This window comes from Pseudomonas sp. 7-41, from assembly GCF_021233075.1.
GTDB lineage: Bacteria > Pseudomonadota > Gammaproteobacteria > Pseudomonadales > Pseudomonadaceae > Aquipseudomonas > Aquipseudomonas veronii.
In genome coordinates this window covers 5,418,205-5,438,336 of sequence record NZ_CP089551.1, presented here as the reverse complement: position 1 = coordinate 5,438,336, position 20,132 = coordinate 5,418,205, and the positions used below count along the sequence as shown (strand labels likewise).

Here is a 20,132-nt window from a genome sequence, read left to right as displayed (position 1 = left end):
GCAGATCAACGGTGGGATCAGTGTGGCGCGGGGTTCAGAGGCTGTAGTAGTAGCCGCGGCTGCGCAGCGCCACGATCCGTGGCCGGCCATCCGGGTGCGGGCCGATCTTCTTGCGCAGGTTGCTGACGTGCATGTCGAGGCTGCGATCGTAGAGGGTCAACTTGCGGCCGAGGGCGATCTGCGCCAGTTCCTGTTTATCCAGCGGTTCGCCGGGCTGGCGCAGCAAGGCTTCGAGCAGGCGGCTTTCGGAGACGGTGAGGGTGAATTCCTGATTGTCGATGCTGACCACGCCGCGCACCGGGCTGAAGCACAGGTCGCCCAGTTCCAGCTGGGTCGACACGGCAGCCGGGTGGCTGCGGCGCAGCACCGCGCGCAGGCGAGCAGTCAGTTCCCGCGGGTCGCAGGGCTTGGCCAGGTAATCGTCGGCGCCCAGTTCCAGGCCGAGGATGCGGTCCAGCGGCTCGCCCCGGGCCGACAGCATCAGCACCGGCAACTCCGGATGGTCGTTGCGCAATTGCTTGAGCAGCTCCAGGCCGCTGCCGTCGGGCAACATCACGTCGAGCACCACGGCCGCCGGGGCGCTGTCGGCCAAGGCTTTGCGGGCGCTCAAACCGTCGTGGCAGGCGCGCACCTGGAAGCCTTCCTGGCCCAACCAACTGGTCAGCAGCTCACAGAGCTCCTGGTCATCATCTATCAGTAACAGCTCGCTCATGACTCACTCAATTTAGCCATTGTCGACGGCGACGGTGCCCACCGCTGGCGAAGATCCCGCACAGCAAGGCGATCAGCGCGACGGCCGCGCCGGTGACAAACCACTGCTGCTGTTCGGTCAGCCATCGGGTCAAGCCGCCGCCCTGTACCTCTTTGAGTTGCTGGGCCAGGCGTTGGTTCTCTTGGCGCAAGCGACTCAACTGGGCACTTTCACGCGCAGCATCCGTGGTTTGCAGTTGCTTGCTCAGTTCTTCACGCAGCCGTTCGCTTTCTTTCAAGCGTTGCTGCAATTCGGTGATCTGGCTGCCGGCGCTCAAGGACAGGGGCGTAGAACTGCCGGTGCTTGAGGTTTCTTCAGCGTGGGCCGTAGCCCCGATCATTAACACTGCCAACAGACACAACTGACGTAAGCGCATCGGAACTCCTGATTCCACACGAATATTCAGAACGTTGTCGGCAGGTTACCCAGAATAATGAGCAATTAGGAGTGCGCCGAACCGAATTGGTTCGGCGCGACCGGGGTCAAGGCAGGACTTGCTTGAACGGTTTGATCACCACGTCCGCGTAGACGCCGGCCGCTACATACGGATCGGCCTTGGCCCAGGCCTGGGCATCGGCCAGGGACGCGAACTCGGCAACGATCAGGCTACCGGTGAAACCGGCGTCGCCCGGGTCGTTGCTGTCGATCGCCGGGAGCGGGCCGGCCAACACGATGCGGCCTTCGGCCTGCAGTACTTTCAGGCGCTCGACGTGGGCCGGGCGCGCGGAGAGGCGTTTTTCCAGCGAGTTGGCAACGTCGGTGGCAATGATGGCGTAGAGCATGTCAGTCCTCGGTTTTCGGCGAAGTGGGGTCGGTGTCATGCAGGTGGCGCGACAGGTAGATGCCTTGGCCGACCAGGAACAATACGGTCATGCCCAGGCTGCCGAACACCTTGAAGTCGACCCAGTAGTCCTGGAAGGTGAAGGCCACGAACAGGTTGGCGGCGCCGCAGAACAGGAAAAACACGATCCAGGCCATGTTCAGGCGCGTCCATACCGGCTCCGGCAGGGTCAGGGCGTGGCCCATGATCCGCTTGATCAACAGGCGGTCGCCAACGAAGTGGCTGCCGATAAACGCCAGGGCGAACAGCCAGTTCACCACCGGGGCTTTCCATTTAAGGAAGGTTTCGCTGTGGAAAGCCAGGGTCAGGCTGCCGAAGACCAGGCAGGCGACCAGGGTCAGCCATTGGCTTTTTTCGAGTTTGCGCTGGGAGATGAAGATGGCGCCGTAGACCACGATGGAGCTGATGATCAGTACGGCGGTGGCGCTGTAGATGCCTCCGAAGGTCAGTTCATGGCCGGCGAGATCGATGACCCTGGGGTCGAGTTTGTAAACGATGAAAAACAGCAACAGCGGGATGAAGTCGATGAATTGTTTCACAGTAAGAGCCAGAAGCTGGATGTGGCGGCATAATAACAAACATCCTTGGTAGCGAAAGCGCCACCTGACTTGAGGTTACACACTTCCGTGAATGTTGATTTGCACTGCCACAGCACGGCCTCCGATGGCGCCCTGGCGCCCGCGGTGCTGGTTGCGCGTGCGTTTGAAAAAGGCGTGCGAGTCCTGTCGTTGACCGACCACGATACCCTCGAAGGCCTCGACGAAGCCCGCGAAGCCGCCCAGGCCCTGGGCATGCAACTGGTCAACGGCGTGGAATTGTCCTGCACCTGGGGTGGCGCCACCATTCATGTGCTTGGCTACGGTTTCGACCAGAAAGCCCCGCCGCTGGTGGAGGCCATCGCCCAATTGCGCGATGGCCGCTGGCTGCGCTCCGAAGAAATAAGCCGCAAGCTCGGCCTCAAAGGCATGTCCAACGCCCTCGACGGCGCCCGGGCCATCCAGCAGGAGCTGGGCGACAGCGGCAACGCACCGGCCCGGCCGCATTTCGCCGATTGGATGGTGCGCGAAGGGTTTGTCCGGGACCGCGCCGAAGCCTTTCGCAAATGGCTGGGCGCCGGCAAGCTGGGCGACGTCAAGCAGCACTGGCCGACCTTGGACGACACCGTCGAGACCCTGCGGGCCTCCGGGGCCTGGGTCAGCTTGGCACATCCCTGGCATTACGATTTCACCCGCAGCAAGCGTCGCAAGCTGATTGGCGACTATATTGGTGCGGGCGGCCACGCAATTGAAGTGGTCAACGGGCATCAACCCGCCGAACAGGTTGGCAGCCTGGCGATTCTTGCCCGCGAATTTGGTCTGCTGGTCAGCGCCGGCAGTGACTTTCATGGCCCAGGCGGCTGGTCCGAGATCGGCGAATATCGCCCGGTCCCGGAAGACTTGCCGCTTTTGTGGGGGCGATTCAAGCATGACCCCATTATTGCCACCGTCTGAACAGGTAGAGCACGTGAGTCAATTCTTCCAGATTCATCCGGAAAACCCTCAGCCACGCCTGATCAAACAGGCCGTGGAGATCATTCGCGCCGGTGGCGTGGTGATCTATCCAACGGATTCGTCCTACGCCATCGGTTGTCAGATCGGCGACAAAAACGCGGTCGAGCGTGTCAGACGCCTGCGTCAGCTGGACGACAAGCACAACTTCGCGCTGATCTGCAGCGACCTGTCCCAACTGGGCCTGTTCGCCAAGGTCGACACCGGCACCTTCCGCCTGCTCAAGGCCCACACGCCGGGGCCGTACACCTTTATTCTCAACGCCACCCGCGAAGTGCCGCGCCTGCTGCTGCATCCGAAGAAGCGCACCATCGGCCTGCGCGTGCCGGAACACCCGATTGCCCTGGCGCTGCTGGCCGAGTTGGGCGAGCCGTTGATGAGCGTGTCGCTGATCATGCCCGGCGCCACTGAACCGCTGGAAGACCCCTACGAAATGCGCCAACTGCTGGAAAAACACGTCGACCTGATCATCGACGGTGGTTTCGGCGGCGGCAAGGCATCCACCGTGATCAACCTGGCCGACGGCGACCCCGAAGTGATCCGCGTCGGCTGCGGCGACCCCGCGCCGTTTATGGCCGAGGCCTGAATGTCGGCCGTGGAAACCGTCGACAGCCAGGCCGGCGCCCAGCAGGAACTGCCGTTTGCCATGGTGTATGGCCAGGCGGTCATGGAAATGCCGCTGGACCTGTACATCCCGCCGGATGCCCTGGAAGTGTTCCTCGAGGCCTTCGAAGGCCCGCTGGACTTGCTGCTGTACCTGATCCGCAAGCAGAACATCAACATCCTCGACATCCCGGTGGCGGAAATCACCCGCCAGTACATGGGCTATGTCGAGCTGATGCAGTCGGTGCGCCTGGAACTGGCCGCCGAGTACCTGGTGATGGCCGCGATGCTCGCCGAGATCAAGTCGCGCATGCTGTTGCCGCGCTCGGAGACGATCGAGGCCGAAGAGGACGACCCGCGCGCCGAACTGATCCGACGCCTGCAGGAGTACGAACGCTTCAAGGCCGCCGCCGAAGGCATCGACGGCCTCAGCCGCGTGGGCCGCGATGTGGTGGTGCCCAAGCTCGATGCCCCGGAAGCCCGGGCGCGCAAGCTGTTGCCGGACGTGAGCCTGGAAGAGTTGCTGATGTCGATGGCCGAGGTACTGCGCCGTGGCGACATGTTTGAACACCACCAGGTCAGCCGCGAGGCGTTGTCGACCCGCGAGCGCATGAGCGATGTGCTCGAACGCCTCAAAGGCGGCGGTTTTGTGCCGTTTGTCGAGCTGTTCACCGCCGAAGAAGGGCGCCTGGGGGTGGTGGTGACCTTTATGGCGATCCTTGAGCTGGTCAAGGAATCCTTGGTCGAGCTGGTCCAGAATGAGCCTTTTGCGGCTATCCACGTGCGGGCGCGAGCCGAATAACGAGCTGAATCGATGAATCTGACTGAACCCCGCGAACTGGCCCCGCTGCTGGAGGCCTTTCTTCTGGCCTCGGGTAAGCCGCAATCCCTGGAGCGCCTGTTCGAACTCTTTGAAGAGGCCGAACGTCCTGAACCGCCGGTCTTCAAGAAAGCCCTGGAGATCCTGCGCAAGTCCTGCGACGGCCGCGCCTTTGAACTGCGCGAAGTGGCGTCGGGTTATCGCCTGCAGATACGTGAGAAGTTTTCCCCATGGGTCGGCCGCTTGTGGGAAGAACGCCCGCAACGTTATTCCCGGGCGATGCTGGAAACCATGGCGCTGATCGCCTATCGCCAGCCGATCACCCGTGGTGAAATCGAGGACGTGCGCGGTGTGGCGGTCAACAGCCATATCGTCAAGACGTTGCTGGAGCGCGAGTGGATTCGCATCGTCGGTTACCGCGACGTGCCCGGCAAACCGGCGATGTTCGCCACCACCAAGGTGTTCCTCGACCACTTCAACCTGAAAAACCTCGACGACCTGCCGCCCTTGGCCGAATTGCGCGAGATGGAAACCGAGCCGGAACTCGACTTCGACGACGCCCCGGTCCCGGCGAGCCTGCAGGAACTGGCCGATGCCACGGCCGAGCCGGAAGAACCGAAGGACGAAACCAGTTTCCATACCTTGTTGCTGGAACTGGACGACATGGAGCAGGGGATCAAGACCGACTTCGATGACTTGCTGCGTGATGGCGCGGCCGAGCCCGAAAGCCAGGTGAATGTTGAAGCCGAGCCAGAGCCCGAAGCGGAACCTGAGGAAGACATTCTCGGCGTCGCCCAAGCCCGCGAAAAACTCCTGGCTGCCGTCGCCGCCCTCGAACAGCCGCCGCTGAGCGACGAAGAGGACGAAGCCCGTGCCCTGGCCGAAGCCATCGAGGCCGAGCGCCGCCAGCTCGACGACTGACGCCCACCTTGTAGGAGCGAGCTTGCTCGCGAAAAACCCAAGAACACCGCAGACAACCAGATTCCCCGCGTTATCGTTGACGATATTCGCGAGCAAGCTCGCTCCTACAGCCGGTGGGCACCACCGGTCGGCGGAAAAACCACCGACTCGGCACTTATCGACTAGCTTCTGATGCGCAACGCGCGCCATGCGCGTATGATTCGCGACCCTTTGCCGATGTATTCGGCCAAAGCCCCGCTTTCAACACTCTTCAGGCCACGCCTGAATCGACCCACCGGGAGGTGCTTAAGATGAACGATAAAGACCAGAACGACAGCCAGGAAATCGGCCCAGCAGGCGAAAAACTGCAAAAGGTGCTGGCGCGTATCGGCGTGGGCTCGCGCCGCGACGTCGAAGCCTGGATCACCCAGAAGCGCATCAAGGTCAACGGCGTCGAGGCCACCCTCGGCCAGCGCGTCGACCTGCACGATGCAATCACCATTGATGGCAAGGTCATCAAGCGTGAAGAGGCCGCCGAATCGGTGCGCCGCGTGATCATGTACAACAAGCCCGATGGCGAGATCTGCACCCGTGACGACCCGGAAGGCCGTCCGACCGTGTTCGACAAGATGCCAAAGCCCAAAGAAGGCCGTTGGATCAACATCGGCCGTCTCGACATCAACACCACCGGCTTGCTGATGTTCACCACCGACGGTGAGCTGGCCAACCGCCTGATGCACCCGTCCTACGAGATGGACCGCGAATACGCCGTGCGTGTGCGTGGTGAAGTCGATGACGAGATGATCGAGCGCTTGAAAGCGGGCGTCGTCCTCGAAGACGGCCCGGCCAAGTTCACCGACATCAAGCAAGCACCCGGCGGCGAAGGTTTCAACCACTGGTATCACTGCGTGGTGATGGAAGGTCGCAACCGTGAAGTGCGTCGCCTGTGGGAATCCCAGGGCCTGGTGGTCAGCCGCCTGAAGCGCGTGCGCTTCGGTCCGGTGTTTCTCAACTCCGACCTGCCGATGGGCCGCTGGCGCGAAATGAGCCAGTACGAAGTCGACATCCTCAGCGCCGAAGTCGGCCTGACGCCGGTCGCGATGCCGCAGATGAACGCCAAGAGCAAAGACAAGCTCGAACGCATGCAGCGTAAATCGTCGCGCCCGGTGGCCCGCACCGAACGCGTTGCCCGCACCCTGCGCCCGGCGCTGGATGCACCGGCTACCGGCGGGCGGATTTCCCGTGAGCCGCACATTGAAGGCGAGCGTCGTCCAACCGCGCCATCGCGTCAGGAAGGCGAACGTGCGCCACGCACGCCGCGTCCTGCCGGCCGTGGCGAAGCGCCAAGCGGTGGTCGCGGTAATCGCGGTGAAGCCGGTCGCGGTGCGCCCGCAGGTCGCCCGGCCGACAACGCCAGCACCAAGCGCCCAGCCAAGCCCGCGCCGAACAAGCGCCCAGGCCTGAAACTGGTGGCGGACGAGCCGTCGGGCAAACGCCGTGGCGCGCCGGCCGGTTCCGGTCAGCGCCCGGGTTTTGGTCGCAAGAAACCGCAGTGATGTAACGGCTGCATAAAAACGCCAACCCTCGGGTTGGCGTTTTTTTTGGATCTGCATTTGCAATGCCATCAACTGTGGGAGGGAGCAAGCCCCTCCCACAGTTGGATCTGATCAGAACGCAAAGGTGCCATCGAACACCGGCTTGTCATCCAGCGCCAACACCCCGCTGGCGAAGATCAAATCCAGGTGATGACTGCCTTTCTGCCCGCCACCCAACCCAAGGTGCAGGCCGCAGTGACGCTCTTCGAACCCGGCGTTGCGCGCATACAGATCCTTGACCCCTTCATTGGTACCGATCCCCAGTTCCTCCACGCGGCGGTTCGATGGGTTGGCGTTCAGGTACTTGTTGAAATCATCCGCCAGCCCCGGGACGTCGCTGGCCACACTGCAGATGGTCGAGTTTTCGATCCACAGCTCCAGCGGTGATTGCAGCACGCCATATTTGCGTGCGAAGGGGATGGTGCTGAGGAAGGTGCCGACAAACCGCACCTGGCCGTTGATGGCTTCGCTGTGGGTGGCGATCTCGCCGGGGGCCAGGTCGTGGTTGCCGATGCCGTTGATATTGGTCCACTTTTTGATGCTGCTCAGCGGTGCTCGTAGGCGTGAGCCGTGCCGATCGCTGAAGCTCAGCACCGAGGCCTGGGACATGCGCCGGATCAGCGTGGCGTTGAGGTCGGCGATGCGTTGCGGCTCGACGCTGAAGGTGTCGTAGAAGTAGTCGCCGTAGTCCTTGAACAGCAGGGATTTTTTCCAGTGCTCGGCCATTACGCCATGCAACGCGCGGATAAAGTCCGGGCCTTCGGCGCGGGGGTTGGGCAGGGTCGAGGCGTCGTAGAAAAACAGGTACAGGTCGCAGGTTTCGATGGCTTCGGCCAGGGTGTCGCTGGCGGCCAGGTCCAGGCGCTGCACCTGGAAGTTGAAGCGGGCGGCGCTGCCGAGGCTGATCGCCTGGGCAATCGCCTCGTAGCGTTCGGTATGGCCCAGCAGCACAGTCGGCCGGCTCAAGCCGCTGAGGGCCGGATGGTGGGCGAGGTAGTAGAGAAAGTGTTCGACGGCGCGGGCCTTGTCCATGACGGGTGTCCTTGTGTGCCTTGGGTAAGGGGGCAGGCGCAGCGCACTGCGCCTGCCGGATGCCTGCCGAGGGTTAGAACGGCCACATCGCGGTGCCAAAAGGCACCACGGCATCGGCTTGCATCATTTCAACGGCGGCCTCATGGGTCGGCGCTTCAAACCAATCGTCAAGTTGCAGTTCGGTTTCCAGGTCGTTTTCCAGTGCTTGCATGGTGTATCTCCTAGAGGACGTTGTTTGAGAACGGCTTACCCGCGGGCTTCGCAGGGCAAGTGAAAGAACCTAGGTGAGAGTGTTTCGGAATGCAAAAATTTTATTGACACGGTCTCATTTGGATTTTTTGTTCTGTTTTTGACGCGCCATTTTTTCCCCATGCAAAACAGCGCACTGGGGCAGGCGAGTGTTCGGATATGTCCTACCGCCAATTTTTTGTGAACTGACAGATACTGGCTGGGTGTAACGCCGATTTTCCGCGCTGTAACGATTGATTTACGCAAAAGGCCTGCGGTATCGGGCCGGCACCGCGCTGTAAGGAATACCTGACAGATTGTCGCGGAAGCTCGCCAGGGCCGTCCGCAAGCGGTCGAGCGGTGTACAATGCGCCGCGTTTTACTGTGACCCCCTTGCGTAACCGCGCAAAAGGCCAAGACCTCAGGGTTAATCCACCCTGATCACTCCGCCTGGCCACGAGCCAGACGGGTTCGATTTCGTCACAGATAAAAACAAACAGGTGACGCATGACCGATAGAACGACGCTGTATTCCTGGTGCCTGCGCTGGGGTTTGAGCGGCGCTGCTTGAGTCGAACAACAAGGCAGCAACCTGCATTCAACATCATCAAACCTTGCGTGAGAGCCTTTTCATGAGTGGACCCGATTCCTCTTCAGGCGAACTGAAACGTGGCCTGAAAAACCGTCATATCCAGTTGATCGCCCTCGGTGGCGCCATCGGCACCGGCCTGTTCCTGGGCTCGGCCGGGGTGCTCAAATCCGCCGGCCCGTCGATGATCCTGGGCTATGCCATCTGCGGCTTCATTGCCTTCATGATCATGCGCCAACTCGGCGAAATGATCGTCGAAGAGCCGGTAGCCGGCTCCTTCAGCCACTTTGCCCACAAATACTGGGGCGGTTTCGCCGGCTTCCTGTCGGGCTGGAACTGCTGGATTCTGTACATCCTGGTGGGCATGTCGGAGCTGACGGCTGTCGGCAAATACGTGCATTACTGGTGGCCGGAGATTCCGACCTGGGTGTCGGCGGCGGCGTTTTTCGTGTTGATCAACCTGATCAACCTGGCCAACGTCAAAGTCTTCGGCGAGGCCGAGTTCTGGTTCGCCATCATCAAGGTGGTGGCCATCGTCGGCATGATCGCCCTGGGCAGCTACCTGCTGGTCAGCGGCAGCGGGGGCCCGCAAGCCTCGGTGAGTAACCTGTGGGAACACGGCGGCTTCTTCCCCCACGGTGTCGGTGGGTTGGTGATGGCCATGGCGCTCATCATGTTCTCCTTCGGCGGCCTGGAAATGCTCGGCTTTACCGCGGCCGAAGCCGACCAGCCACGCACCGTGATCCCCAAGGCGATCAATCAGGTGATCTACCGCATCCTGATCTTCTACATCGGCGCCCTGGTGGTGCTGTTGTCGCTGACGCCGTGGGACAGCCTGCTGGCGACCCTCAATGCGTCCGGCGATGCTTATAGCGGCAGCCCGTTCGTGCAGGTGTTCTCGATGCTCGGCAGCAACACTGCCGCGCATATCCTCAACTTTGTGGTGCTGACCGCCGCGCTGTCGGTGTACAACAGCGGCACCTACTGCAACAGCCGCATGCTGCTGGGCATGGCCGAGCAGGGCGACGCGCCGCGGGTGTTGGCGAAGATCGACAAGCGCGGCGTGCCGGTGCGCTCGATCCTCGCCTCGGCGGCGATCACCCTGGTGGCGGTGCTGATGAATTACCTGGTCCCGCAACACGCGCTGGAACTGCTGATGTCGCTGGTGGTGGCCACGCTGGTGATCAACTGGGCGATGATCAGCTTCTCCCACTTCAAGTTCCGCCAGCACATGAACCGCACCGGCCAGGTGCCGTTGTTCAAGGCGCTGTGGTATCCGTATGGCAATTACCTGTGCCTGGCGTTCGTGGTGTTTATCCTGGTGATCATGCTGATGAGTCCGGGGATTCAGGTCTCGGTGTATGCGATCCCGGTGTGGGTGGCGTTCATGGGGCTGTGTTACTGGATCAAGAACAAGCGCCGCGCGGATCAGCGTCTGGCGATGGCCGCGCTGGAGTAACCCTTCGATGCTGTTGAGCAAACCCGGCCGCGTGCCGGGTTTGTCGTTTGAAGGGATGGGCGGGGCGCATTCGCGTATCCTTGGGCTCCCCTTAGAGGAACCCGTTGCTCATGCTGGTGATTTCCAACAACGTCCACTTGCCCGACGCCGAGATCGAGCTGACCGCCATTCGCGCCCAGGGCGCCGGCGGGCAGAACGTCAACAAGGTGTCGAGCGCGGTGCATCTGCGCTTTGATATTCCGGCCTCGTCGTTGCCGGAATTCTATAAGGAGCGCTTGCTGGCACTGCGCGACAGTCGGATTACCAGCGACGGCGTGCTGGTGCTCAAGGCCCAGCAATACCGCACCCAGGAACAGAACCGCGCCGATGCACTGGAGCGCCTGGTGGAGTTGATCCTCAGCGCCACCAAGGTGGAGAAGAAACGCCGCCCGACCAAACCGACCCTGGGCTCGAAGAAACGCCGCCTCGAATCCAAGACCAAGCGCGGCAGCATCAAGGCCGGGCGCGGCAAGGTCGACTTCTAGGCGTCGCGCGCCTCGCGGGCCTTGGGGGCTTGCCGGTACAGGTAGACACTCAGCAGCAACCCGACCAGGGCGGCGAGGGCGGCGAACAGGAAGATCGACGCAAAGCCAAAGCCGGCCGCCACGGCCCCGGCCAGCGGGCCGGTGATCCCCAGCGACAGGTCGATGAACAGCGAGTACGCGCCCACCGCCGAACCCCGGCTGGACGCAGGCACCAGATTGACCGCCTCCACTCCCAGCGCCGGAAACACCAAAGAAAAACCGAAGCCGCTCAACGCCGCGCCCGCCAGTGCCCACGGCGCATCCGGCGCCAGCCACAGCAACAGCAGGCCCAGCACCTCCACCGACAGGCAGGCGATCGCCACGCGAAAGCCGCCGATGCGGTTGATCAAATTGCCGAACAACAGGCGCGCGCCGATAAAACTGGCGCCGAACAGGCTCAGTGCCCACACCGCGTTATCCCAATGCTGGGTGGTGTAATACAAGGTGATGAAGGTGGCGATGGTGCCAAAGCCGATGGAGCCCAGCGCCAGTGCGCAACCGTGAGGCAATACCCGGCCCAGCACATTCATGAAAGGCAGGCGCACCCCGGCGACAATCGGTGCCGGCTCTTTGCGCCACGCCAGCAGCAGACCCACCGCCGCCAGCAGCAGGATACTCACGCCCATGCTCCACAAGCCGAGGTGACGCACCAGCAGCACCCCCAACGGCGCGCCGACCGCCAGGGCGCCATAGCTGGCGATGCCGTTCCACGAGATGACCTTCGCCGTGTTCGCCGCCCCCACCCGGCCAATGCCCCAGCCGATGGCGCCCGAACCTACCAGGCTTTCGGCACTGCCCAGCACCAGGCGGCCGATGAGCAGGCTACCCAGGCTCAGCGCCGGCAGGCTGGAAAACCACGCCGCGAGCAACATGAACACGCCGCTCAGGCCGCAGCCCGCCAGGCCGATCAGCACGGCGCGCTTGCTGCCCAGGTTATCGATGATGCGCCCGGCATACGGCCGGCTCAGCAGGGTGGCGAGGTATTGCACACTGATCACCAGCCCGGCGATCACCGCGCCAAAGCCCAGCTCACTGTGGACATAGCCCGGCAACACGGCCAGGGGAATGCCGATATTCAGGTAGCCGATAAAGGTGAACAACACGATGGAAACAACTTGCAGCGTGACCGCCATGGGGCGCTGGGTATCTGGCATGGGAAGGGTCCACTGTCGCAGCAGGTAAAGATAGGCTGCTAATGATACCGATGCTTTGGCCCGCTCAGGGCAGTAAAAAGCCAAAACGTCGGTCTAAACCGCGTCAGGACCGGGCAGGGGCGAGCAATTGCGTGGTGACCAGGGCGGCCAAGGCGTTTTCCTGGGTGCCGAAGCGCTTGAGCAGCAGGGCCTGTTTGTCCGCGTTGAGGCGGTTCCATACGTCGACCATCTGCAGGGCAGTGTCGAGTATGGCGGCGTTGGGGCTATCGGAGTGGTTGTCGGTCATGGCGGGTATCTCGGGAATTTCAGGCAGTGTGGAAAGCGCTCAAAGGTGCGCTTTCCACACGGTCTGGTACGGCGTCAGTCCTGGCTTTCGCGGTCGACTGGTTTTGCTTCTTTGGCCTCAGGCTGCTTGTCGCCGGCCTGCTGCGGTGTTGGCTGCTCTGTTGGGTGCAGGCTTGGGAAGGGGAGATTAGGTATCTCGTGCATCGTCGTCGCTCCTCGCAAAGTCTGTTTTTTCAATCGCAGGTGATTCCGCGCTCTCAAAAAGCCTTGGCAGGATACAGCACTGTAAATGACAAAAAGACTTTTATATCGACGGATGGACAAAGCGTCATCGTTAAAGCACAAGTGACCAGACGTCGCACCACTAGAACGGCACTTTGCCCAGGATCATGTCGCGGTACATCACGAAATCCCCGAGCAGGCTGTAGAACGGATGCTGGAAGGTCGCCGGGCGGTTCTTTTCGAAGAAGAAGTGGCCCACCCAGGCGAAGCCGTAGCCAGCGATGGGCACCGCAATCAGCAGGCCGAGGGCGCCTTTGCCCAGCACATACGCCAGAAGCCCAATCACCAGCGTGGTGCCGATAAAGTGCAGGCGCCGGCAGGTGCTGTTGCCGTGTTCTTTCAGGTAATACGGGTAAAACTCGGCGAAGCTATTGAATTGCTTGGTATTTCCCACGGTGGTCGGCCCTCTGATTGTTATGCCGTCGAACAGTTGTTCGGCGGGGAGCTTATTTGAGTCTAGAGTGATCAGTGGTAACAGCCAGTGACATTAGATGCCACTTTAGTATCCTTGCCTTCCTGGCTGCGGTTTCAGCCTGCTTTATTAAGAAGACGCCATGAGCGAACGAACAACTTCTGCAAGCTGGGCGATGGGGATAGTCAAGGCACTGGAAATGGACGGCCTGGATTGCCAGGTGTTGTTCAAACAATTGGGCCTGGACTATGCCGCCCTCAACGACCCCGATGCGCGCTTTCCGCAAGACTCCATGACGCGGCTGTGGCAGCGTGCCGTGGAATTGTCGGGCAACCCCGCGATTGGCCTGAACATGGGCAAAGTGGTGCGCCCGGCGTCGTTTCACGTGACCGGTTACGCGCTGATGTCCAGCAACACATTGGCGGAAGGCTTTATGCGCCTGGTGCGCTACCAGCGGATCATCGCCGAAAGCGCTGACCTGAGTTTCCGATTATTACCCGAAGGCTATGCGCTGATTCTGACAGTACATGGCGATCACCTGCCGCCCACCCGGCAAAGCGCCGAAGCCTCGCTGGCCTGTGCGCTGGCGCTGTGCGGTTGGTTGACCGGGCGTACCCTGCAACCGCGCAAGGTGCTGCTGCAAGGTGAGCAACCCGCCGACCTCGCGCCCTACAAACAGGCGTTCCATGCGCCCCTGGAATTCAACGCAGCCTATGACGCGCTGATTTTCGAGCGCGCCGACATGGAGGCGCCGCTGCCCACTGCCAATGAGGCAATGGCGCTGCTGCACGACCGGTTTGCCGGTGAATACCTGGCGCGCTTCTCCGAAAGCCGTGTGACCCACAAGGCGCGGCAGGTGCTGTGCCGCCTGTTGCCCCAGGGCGAACCCAAGCGCGAAGTGGTGGCCCAGACCCTGCACCTGTCCCAACGCACGTTGCAGCGACGTCTGCAGGAAGAGGGCACCAGTTTCCAGACCCTGCTGGACGACACCCGCCGCGAACTCGCCGAGCAATACCTGGCGCAGCCGAGCATGACCTTGCTGGAGATCGCCTACCTGCTGGGCTTTGCCGACCCGAGCAACTTCTTCCGCGCCTTCCGCCGCTGGTTCGACGCCACGCCCGGCGAGTACCGCGCGCGCTTGCTGGATGCGTCGACGGTCAGTGACGCCAGAACGCCGGGATGCACAGAACAAAGACTGTAATGATTTCCAGCCGGCCGAGCAGCATGCCCAGCGCCAGGATCCACTTGGCCGCGTCCGGCAGGCTGGCGAAGTTGCCGGCCGGGCCGATGGTTTCGCCCAGGCCCGGGCCGACCCCGGATACCGTGCTGGCGGCGCCGGTCAGCGCGGTCATCCAGTCCAGGCCGAGCAGCGACAAGGCCAGGGCGATCATGCAAATGGTGATGGCGAAGAAAAACGAGAAGGTCAGGATCGAACGCACGATCTCTTCGTCGAGGCGGTGGCCGTTGTACTTCTGCTTGATCACCGCGCGCGGGTGAATCAACTGGTTCAAGTTGGCCTTGAGCAGGATATAGGCGACCTGGAAGCGGAAGATCTTGATCCCGCCCGCCGTTGACCCCGAGCAACCGCCGATAAAACCCAGGTAGAAAAACAGCATCAGTGAGAAATTGCCCCACAGGCTGTAGTCCCCCAGTGCAAAACCGGTCGTCGTCACCACCGACGTCACGTTCAGGGCCACATGGCGCAGCGCATCCAGCCAGTGCAGGTTGGTGGTCCACCAGTACCAGCTGCCGAGCACCAGCCAGGTCATCAACAGCAAGGCGAGCAAACCCTGCACCTGCTGATCCTTGATCAACGCCCGACGGTTGCCGCGCAACGTGGCGACGTACAGGGTGAACGGCAGGCTGCCGAGGATCATCACCACCACCGCCACCCAATGCACCGCCGGTTGTTTCCAGTGCGCCAGGGACTCATCGGAGGTGGAAAACCCGCCGGTGGAAATCGCCGACATCGCATGGTTGATCGCATCGAACAAGCCCATCCCGGCCCACCAGAACGCCAGGCTGCCGAGGATGGTGATGCCCACATACGCCGCCACGATCAGCCGCGCCACCATGTGCGAACGCGGCATGACCTTTTCCGAACGGTCCGAGGACTCGGTCTGGAACAGGCGCATGCCACCAATGCGCAGCAGCGGCAGGATCGCCACCGCCATGCCGATAAAGCCGATCCCGCCGAGCCAGTGCAGCAGCGAACGCCACATCAAAATGCCGGGCGATATGGTGTCCAGCCCGCTCAACACCGTGGAACCGGTGGCGGTGATGCCGGACATGCTTTCAAAAAACGAGTCGGTGTAGCTGATGTTCTGCGTCAGGAAAAACGGCAGCGCGGCGAAGATGCACACCACCACCCAACTGCTCACCGTCAGCAGGTACATGTCCCGGGGACGCAGGTGGATATGTTCCGGGCGACCGGGAATCACCAGGGCCAGGCCGGCGATAAAGGTAATCAGGCTGGCCCACAGGAACGACGGCAGGTCGCTGGTGCGTTCGAAGATCACCAGGATGGCCATCGGAACGACCATGGCGATCGCGAGGGTGATCAGGAAGATGCCGATGATGAAGCCAATGATGCGAAGGGTCGGCAACGCCATGAAGTCTGCTCGGGTGACAGGGGAAGGGCGCCATTCTACCTGGGGTGCAGGGCATGTAAACCTTGGCCGCCGATCGGCGGCGCGTAGCTATGTAGCGCATGGTTCAGGGGGGGCTTAGGCACGATGGGCCGGTATGTTTCCTATTCGAGAGGCCACCATGCCGTCTGATTTATTGTTATCTGCACCGCCAACTGTCAAGGACGCCCCGCAACAGGTTGCGTTGCGCGAACAGTTAATGGCGCTCGACCGCCAGATCGCCGAGCAGTTTCAGTCGCCACCGACGTTCCATTCATTTGTGCAGCATGCGTTCGAGCAAGCATTCCCGACCTTGACGCCCAGCCTCGATGTGCGCCACGCCTTCATCCGACTGCCGGAGACGTCCATCCCGCCAGCGACGTCAGAGGCGCAACCGCCCACCGAGGCCGAGTTGCTGCCCACGCTGTTCGATGCGGTGGTGCAACGTATCACCGCTGACCAGCCAGCGAGTTATGCGGGGCGCATGGCGACCCTGCATCGGCTGCCGGCGACGGGCGAAGCGCTGCTGCCCTTGAGCGGTATCACCCCGGCCGGGCTGGATAAATTCCTTGACCGCCTGGCCACCGGGCTGAGCGCTTCTTACAGCGCTTTCGTGCAAGCCTTCTGGACGCGCGCGCGCAGCCTGACCGATGCGCGCACGCAGAAACAATGGTTGGTGCAAACCCGTATCGAACTGCTGAAAACCGAAGTGGCGCTACTGGCTGCCGACCGCCTGCTCAGCCCCGCCGACCAGGACCTGTTCGCCCTGGTGCTGCGTCACCCGTACGCCCAGGCACGACAGGCGCTGCGCGCTGACCGGCCGTGTGTCTACGCGGTTGCCCTCAAGGGAGCTCCCGGCGCTGCGGACCTGACCTTGCGCGGCGCCTTTGTGCTGACCTCCAGAGACCCGGAACAAGCCGTGGTGAGGGCGCAGGAGGCGGTCGAGCCGGCCCGGGTGCGCCCCGTGGACCCAAGCATGAACGTCGGCACGCTGCTGCTGTTTCTGCCGGACTCCGGGCTTGAAGCGTTTGACTCCCTGGCCAGCCTGGATCGGGAGCTGCATCGGCGTTTGAACCACCCCGTCGAATTCGCCGCTGTGCTCGCTGGCCTGGCGGTGGCGGACCAGGCGCAAGGCTTGGCCCTGCATCGTCAGCTCAAGACCACGGGGCAGGTGGTCTACCATGAACAGCTCGAGTCGCCGTTCGTTGAGAGTGTCGAGGCGCAATGCCGGTTGATGCTCGACAACTTCACCTCAACCCTGTCGCGCTACCCGTCACCGGTCGACCCCATCGAAGTGGCTGAGCTGCCGCAGGTGCTGGACCGGGTCACGGACCCCGCTCGCCTTTTCAGTGCCGGCGGGGTGTTGTGGGGCCGCGAAATCAAGCGCGGGCAGGCGCAGCTCCGAACCTTTCTGCACGACGCATCCCCCGCCGATAAACAGGCGTGGCGCGCCGCGATGGCCGATTATTACGAGCTGCTGTCGCGCCTGCCGGACGCCGAGGGCTTGCCGTCGCTGGCGCAATTCAGTGATAAACCGACGCTGCTGGCATACGCCAACCAACAGCTGCGCATTCGCCTCAAGGCTGACTATGCACTGGACATCGACCCCGACACTGTCCGCGTACACACCAAAGAACCGTTCGTGCCGGCGACTGTCGTGGTTCCGGGCGCGCCTGCTCCGGCGCCGCGCGAGCCCGGTACAGCGTTGTTCCGGCAGCGAAGCCGCACGCTGACCGAGCTGGCCCTGGAGAATCTCGGCGGGCTGGATTTCAACTTCACGCACTTTTCCAGGCTCAGTGAAAACACGCGCAAAAAGCCTGATGAAGCACTGCTCCCCGAAGATCTGGAGGCGGCCCCGGCCTATGACGGGCTGACCCTGCAACAGGTCAAGGATCTGGTGCGCGCGGTCAATGTCGGACAAGGCTACGACACCTTTCTGAAGGACCGCCTTATCACCTCGCCGGCTGCGCTCGCGCAAAAACACACCTATGGCCAAGTCATGCGGCGGCAACTGCGTCTCGACGCCATCGAGGCCAAGATCCACGGCGACTTCCTCCCGGACCGCCTGGACCGTGGCTTCAATTGGGTGCGGGCGGTGCTCGATGCCCCCGTCGACAGTGATCGGCGCGAGCGCGTCGACGGGCATCGGATTCTCGTGCAGCACTTGAAACTGCGCGGTCAGCGCGTGCGCGGGGTACTGCTGTTCGGCACGGCCGCCGCCGGGGTCGGCTCGATCGTTGTATACACCCCGCAGGCGCCCGACGGTCGCGTGTTCCACGAGTACGCCAAAGACCGCCTGATGAGCGACTTCATCATCAACAGCAGTTGGCGCGCCTACCTGCTGGGGCGCGTGGAGCGGGCCTTCGAGCCTCACGTCCGCGCCGTGCTCAGGGGCCGCGGCGACGTGTCGATGGTGAGCCTGAGCCGGATTGCCGACGACTTCTTCGAGGAGGCTTATGAGGCTGAAGCGAACTGCGTGATCAACGACGCCGCCGCGCAAGCGAAGAGCACCCGGCAAGTCGACATTGAAACCGGCCTGAACGTCGCCACCGTGGCCTTCGACGTGCTGTCCATGGTGCTGCCGGTCAGGATCATGTTGCCGATCGGTTTGGCGCGCAGCCTGTTTTCGGTGTTCAACGCCGTCGAGGCGCTGGACCTGGGCGACCGCGCCGGTGCCGCACAGTCTTTCGTGCGCTCGCTGGGCGAGCTGGTCGGTGCGCTGGTGGACGGCGCGGTCGGCGCCCGCGCACCGGTGGCGGGCTCCCGGCCAAGGGCGTTGCCGGCGGAGATGGCGCTGGGGAAAAAGCCCGAGGGTGTGGCGCCGTTGGCCGGATGGGAAGGCCAGGGCGTGTATCACGCGCCCTCGAACGCCGCGGGTGCCCAGCACTACTTCCTCAATGACGGTGGGCGTTGGTACTCGATCCTCGATGACGGCGACAAAGCCGCCTGGCGGCTCAGGGACGCACGCAAGCTGACGCAATATCACTACGCGCCGATTCGGCGGAATGCGTCGGGGCAGTGGGAAATAGGTTCCCATCCGCTAGCCGGACTCAAGGGCGGCAACGCGCCGGAGCGTGCCCTCAGGGACCTTTACCCTCGGCTGGATGAGGTGCAGGCCAGACGCGTGTTTGAGTCGTTCAACTTCCCGGCGGGGCGCGAAATCGAATATCGGCTGGCCCTGGTCGAAAACCTGCGTCTGAGGCTCTCCACGGCGGCCTTCGAGACCTATCTGAACGTACCGCTTCTGCGGTTTCAGTGGCGTCTGGACGGGATTGATCTGCCAGACCTGCCGGTGGTGGCGACCCGCCATCCGCCGCCCGCCGAGCTGCCACCGAGCCTACCGACGCCACCACGCGCCAGTACCCGTGTCGCGGCGCCCGAGGCCACGGCGGTGCGTCCTGCAAACGAACAATTCATCGAGTGGGGCAGAACCCTCGACGTGGCCGAACTCGAGGTGGTGGATGCGACGCGGGGCATCTATCGGCGGGTTGCCGGTGATCCGCAGTGGCTGGGGCAGGAATACATCAAGATGGACCAGCGCTATTTCGCGATTTTGCCCCGCGACCCCAGCGCGCCCAACGACGTATTGATTCGTGACCCGAGGCGGCCGGCCATGCATTTCCTGGATCTGGAAAACCTGCTGCTCTCCGGCATTTACAATCAGCCCCGACAGGTGAAGTTTGCCACCGGTGACGGGCTGTGGGTCGTCGCCAGTGGCGTGCCCTTGAAAAAACTGGTCACCGCCTATGTGCGCGAGGCGTTTGCGCTGTTGACCACCCGCAGCCAAGTCGAACTCGCCCAGATCCTGTTCAATCGGGCCAACCCGGGGGGCTTGACCCAACTGGGCCTGCGCTCGCTGATACGCACCCTGCGGGACTGGCAGTTCTGGCTGCCCACGGCGCAGGGGCGGTTGGCCGATCCGTTTTCGTTGCTGCCGCCTACCCACACGCTCAGCGACGGCAGTTGGCTGTTACCGACCGCGCCCGGGCATTACCGCCGCCTGGACTTTCGTCCGGAGCCCGTCGCGGTGCCGCTGTTCAACGCGCTCCCGCCCGGCTCGGCCGGCTGGTTGCGGAGCTTGATGAGCGAGGTGGTGAGCCGCTGTCGCTACGGCGTGCTTGGCGGCTATGACGTTGCCGGCGAGCTGCTGTTCCGGCGTGTGGGGGATGTCAGGCTGTATTGGTTGAGAACGCGGCGTGTGGTCGGTGAGCGGATTGCCGCCGACGCGCAGGTTGCGCCCTACCGCAGCTTGATGGATGAGCCGACGCGAACCCTGGTCGCCCAGGCTGAGGCCAGTCATAACCTGGTACCGCTGATCGGCGGCATCCAACTGACGACGCCCATCGCGTCGCCGCAGATTTTTATCATTCGGGTGTAATGCCTTCGACTGCGGGCGTAAAAAAAATGCCCCGAGCGAGTCGGGGCATTCTTTATGGCACTTAGGC

Annotated in this window: 20 protein-coding genes; 9 read left to right on the top strand and 11 right to left on the bottom strand. The window is 62.7% G+C overall.

The annotated features are described in order from the left end of the window. Window positions 1-34: 34 nt before the first annotated feature. The 4 genes from LQ249_RS24680 to LQ249_RS24665 form a co-directional block, all read right to left on the bottom strand. Window positions 35-712, bottom strand: coding sequence for a response regulator transcription factor (locus LQ249_RS24680; RefSeq protein WP_046382270.1), 678 nt, complete (start codon window positions 710-712; stop codon window positions 35-37). 7 nt (window positions 713-719) lie between these two features. Further along, the gene (locus LQ249_RS24675; RefSeq protein ID WP_126588750.1) at window positions 720-1,127 is read right to left on the bottom strand and encodes a translation initiation factor 2; all 408 of its coding nucleotides are present in this window, start codon (window positions 1,125-1,127) and stop codon (window positions 720-722) included. A gap of 106 nt (window positions 1,128-1,233) precedes the next feature. Beyond that, window positions 1,234-1,533 (bottom strand): YciI family protein, encoded by a 300-nt coding sequence (locus LQ249_RS24670; protein ID WP_046382272.1) that lies wholly within the window; start codon window positions 1,531-1,533, stop codon window positions 1,234-1,236. A gap of 1 nt (window position 1,534) precedes the next feature. Then, complete coding sequence (locus tag LQ249_RS24665) at window positions 1,535-2,131, bottom strand: septation protein A (RefSeq protein WP_046382273.1); 597 nt, start codon at window positions 2,129-2,131, stop codon at window positions 1,535-1,537. A gap of 87 nt (window positions 2,132-2,218) precedes the next feature. Here LQ249_RS24665 and LQ249_RS24660 point away from each other — a divergent pair, with 87 nt between their 5' ends. From LQ249_RS24660 to rluB, 5 genes are all read left to right on the top strand, one after another. Next, window positions 2,219-3,082 carry a PHP domain-containing protein gene (locus tag LQ249_RS24660; protein WP_046382274.1) on the top strand — a complete coding sequence of 288 codons (864 nt, stop codon included), beginning with the start codon at window positions 2,219-2,221 and terminating at the stop codon, window positions 3,080-3,082. A gap of 13 nt (window positions 3,083-3,095) precedes the next feature. Beyond that, window positions 3,096-3,725, top strand: a complete 630-nt coding sequence (locus LQ249_RS24655; RefSeq protein WP_017847159.1) for an L-threonylcarbamoyladenylate synthase — start codon at window positions 3,096-3,098, stop codon at window positions 3,723-3,725. 120 nt (window positions 3,726-3,845) lie between these two features. Next, the gene (locus LQ249_RS24650) at window positions 3,846-4,544 is read left to right on the top strand and encodes a segregation and condensation protein A (RefSeq protein WP_169850570.1); all 699 of its coding nucleotides are present in this window, start codon (window positions 3,846-3,848) and stop codon (window positions 4,542-4,544) included. Between the two features lie 12 nt (window positions 4,545-4,556). Further along, window positions 4,557-5,483 (top strand): SMC-Scp complex subunit ScpB, encoded by a 927-nt coding sequence (gene scpB / locus LQ249_RS24645; protein ID WP_079444579.1) that lies wholly within the window; start codon window positions 4,557-4,559, stop codon window positions 5,481-5,483. A gap of 290 nt (window positions 5,484-5,773) precedes the next feature. Beyond that, complete coding sequence (rluB, locus tag LQ249_RS24640) at window positions 5,774-7,018, top strand: 23S rRNA pseudouridine(2605) synthase RluB (RefSeq protein ID WP_017847162.1); 1,245 nt, start codon at window positions 5,774-5,776, stop codon at window positions 7,016-7,018. Window positions 7,019-7,129: 111 nt separating this feature from the next. On the opposite strand, the gene LQ249_RS24635 is transcribed toward rluB, so the two are convergent. Further along, window positions 7,130-8,089 carry a hypothetical protein gene (locus tag LQ249_RS24635; RefSeq protein WP_017847163.1) on the bottom strand — a complete coding sequence of 320 codons (960 nt, stop codon included), beginning with the start codon at window positions 8,087-8,089 and terminating at the stop codon, window positions 7,130-7,132. Between the two features lie 73 nt (window positions 8,090-8,162). Further along, window positions 8,163-8,300: a hypothetical protein gene (locus tag LQ249_RS24630; protein ID WP_003175756.1), complete on the bottom strand. Its 138-nt coding sequence runs from the start codon at window positions 8,298-8,300 to the stop codon at window positions 8,163-8,165. A 648-nt stretch (window positions 8,301-8,948) separates the two neighbouring features. Between LQ249_RS24630 and LQ249_RS24625 the strand changes: the two genes are divergently transcribed. Both LQ249_RS24625 and arfB read left to right on the top strand, forming a co-directional pair. Next, entirely contained in the window at window positions 8,949-10,364 is a 1,416-nt protein-coding gene (locus LQ249_RS24625; RefSeq protein ID WP_057004518.1) for an amino acid permease, read from the top strand. A 110-nt stretch (window positions 10,365-10,474) separates the two neighbouring features. Continuing rightward, window positions 10,475-10,888, top strand: coding sequence for an alternative ribosome rescue aminoacyl-tRNA hydrolase ArfB (gene arfB / locus LQ249_RS24620; protein WP_017847165.1), 414 nt, complete (start codon window positions 10,475-10,477; stop codon window positions 10,886-10,888). Here arfB and LQ249_RS24615 read toward each other — a convergent pair. From LQ249_RS24615 to LQ249_RS24605, 4 genes are all read right to left on the bottom strand, one after another. Next, entirely contained in the window at window positions 10,885-12,081 is a 1,197-nt protein-coding gene (locus LQ249_RS24615; protein ID WP_017847166.1) for an MFS transporter, read from the bottom strand. The genes arfB and LQ249_RS24615 overlap by 4 nt on opposite strands. 103 nt (window positions 12,082-12,184) lie before the next feature. After that, entirely contained in the window at window positions 12,185-12,367 is a 183-nt protein-coding gene (locus LQ249_RS24610; RefSeq protein ID WP_046382277.1) for a hypothetical protein, read from the bottom strand. Window positions 12,368-12,441: 74 nt separating this feature from the next. After that, the gene (locus tag LQ249_RS31565) at window positions 12,442-12,570 is read right to left on the bottom strand and encodes a hypothetical protein (RefSeq protein WP_017847168.1); all 129 of its coding nucleotides are present in this window, start codon (window positions 12,568-12,570) and stop codon (window positions 12,442-12,444) included. 160 nt (window positions 12,571-12,730) lie between these two features. Beyond that, on the bottom strand, window positions 12,731-13,042 hold the full coding sequence (locus LQ249_RS24605; RefSeq protein ID WP_017847169.1) for a DUF962 domain-containing protein: 312 nt from the start codon (window positions 13,040-13,042) through the stop codon (window positions 12,731-12,733). A gap of 160 nt (window positions 13,043-13,202) precedes the next feature. Here LQ249_RS24605 and LQ249_RS24600 point away from each other — a divergent pair, with 160 nt between their 5' ends. Next, a complete protein-coding gene (locus tag LQ249_RS24600; RefSeq protein ID WP_046382278.1) occupies window positions 13,203-14,261 on the top strand; it encodes an AraC family transcriptional regulator in 1,059 nt (352 codons plus the stop codon). Here LQ249_RS24600 and LQ249_RS24595 read toward each other — a convergent pair. Beyond that, the gene (locus LQ249_RS24595) at window positions 14,218-15,672 is read right to left on the bottom strand and encodes a TrkH family potassium uptake protein (protein WP_232565958.1); all 1,455 of its coding nucleotides are present in this window, start codon (window positions 15,670-15,672) and stop codon (window positions 14,218-14,220) included. The two genes, LQ249_RS24600 and LQ249_RS24595, sit on opposite strands and share 44 nt — an antisense overlap. Window positions 15,673-15,829: 157 nt before the next feature. Here LQ249_RS24595 and LQ249_RS24590 point away from each other — a divergent pair, with 157 nt between their 5' ends. Next, a complete protein-coding gene (locus LQ249_RS24590; protein WP_232565957.1) occupies window positions 15,830-20,065 on the top strand; it encodes a dermonecrotic toxin domain-containing protein in 4,236 nt (1,411 codons plus the stop codon). Window positions 20,066-20,132: the final 67 nt, after the last annotated feature.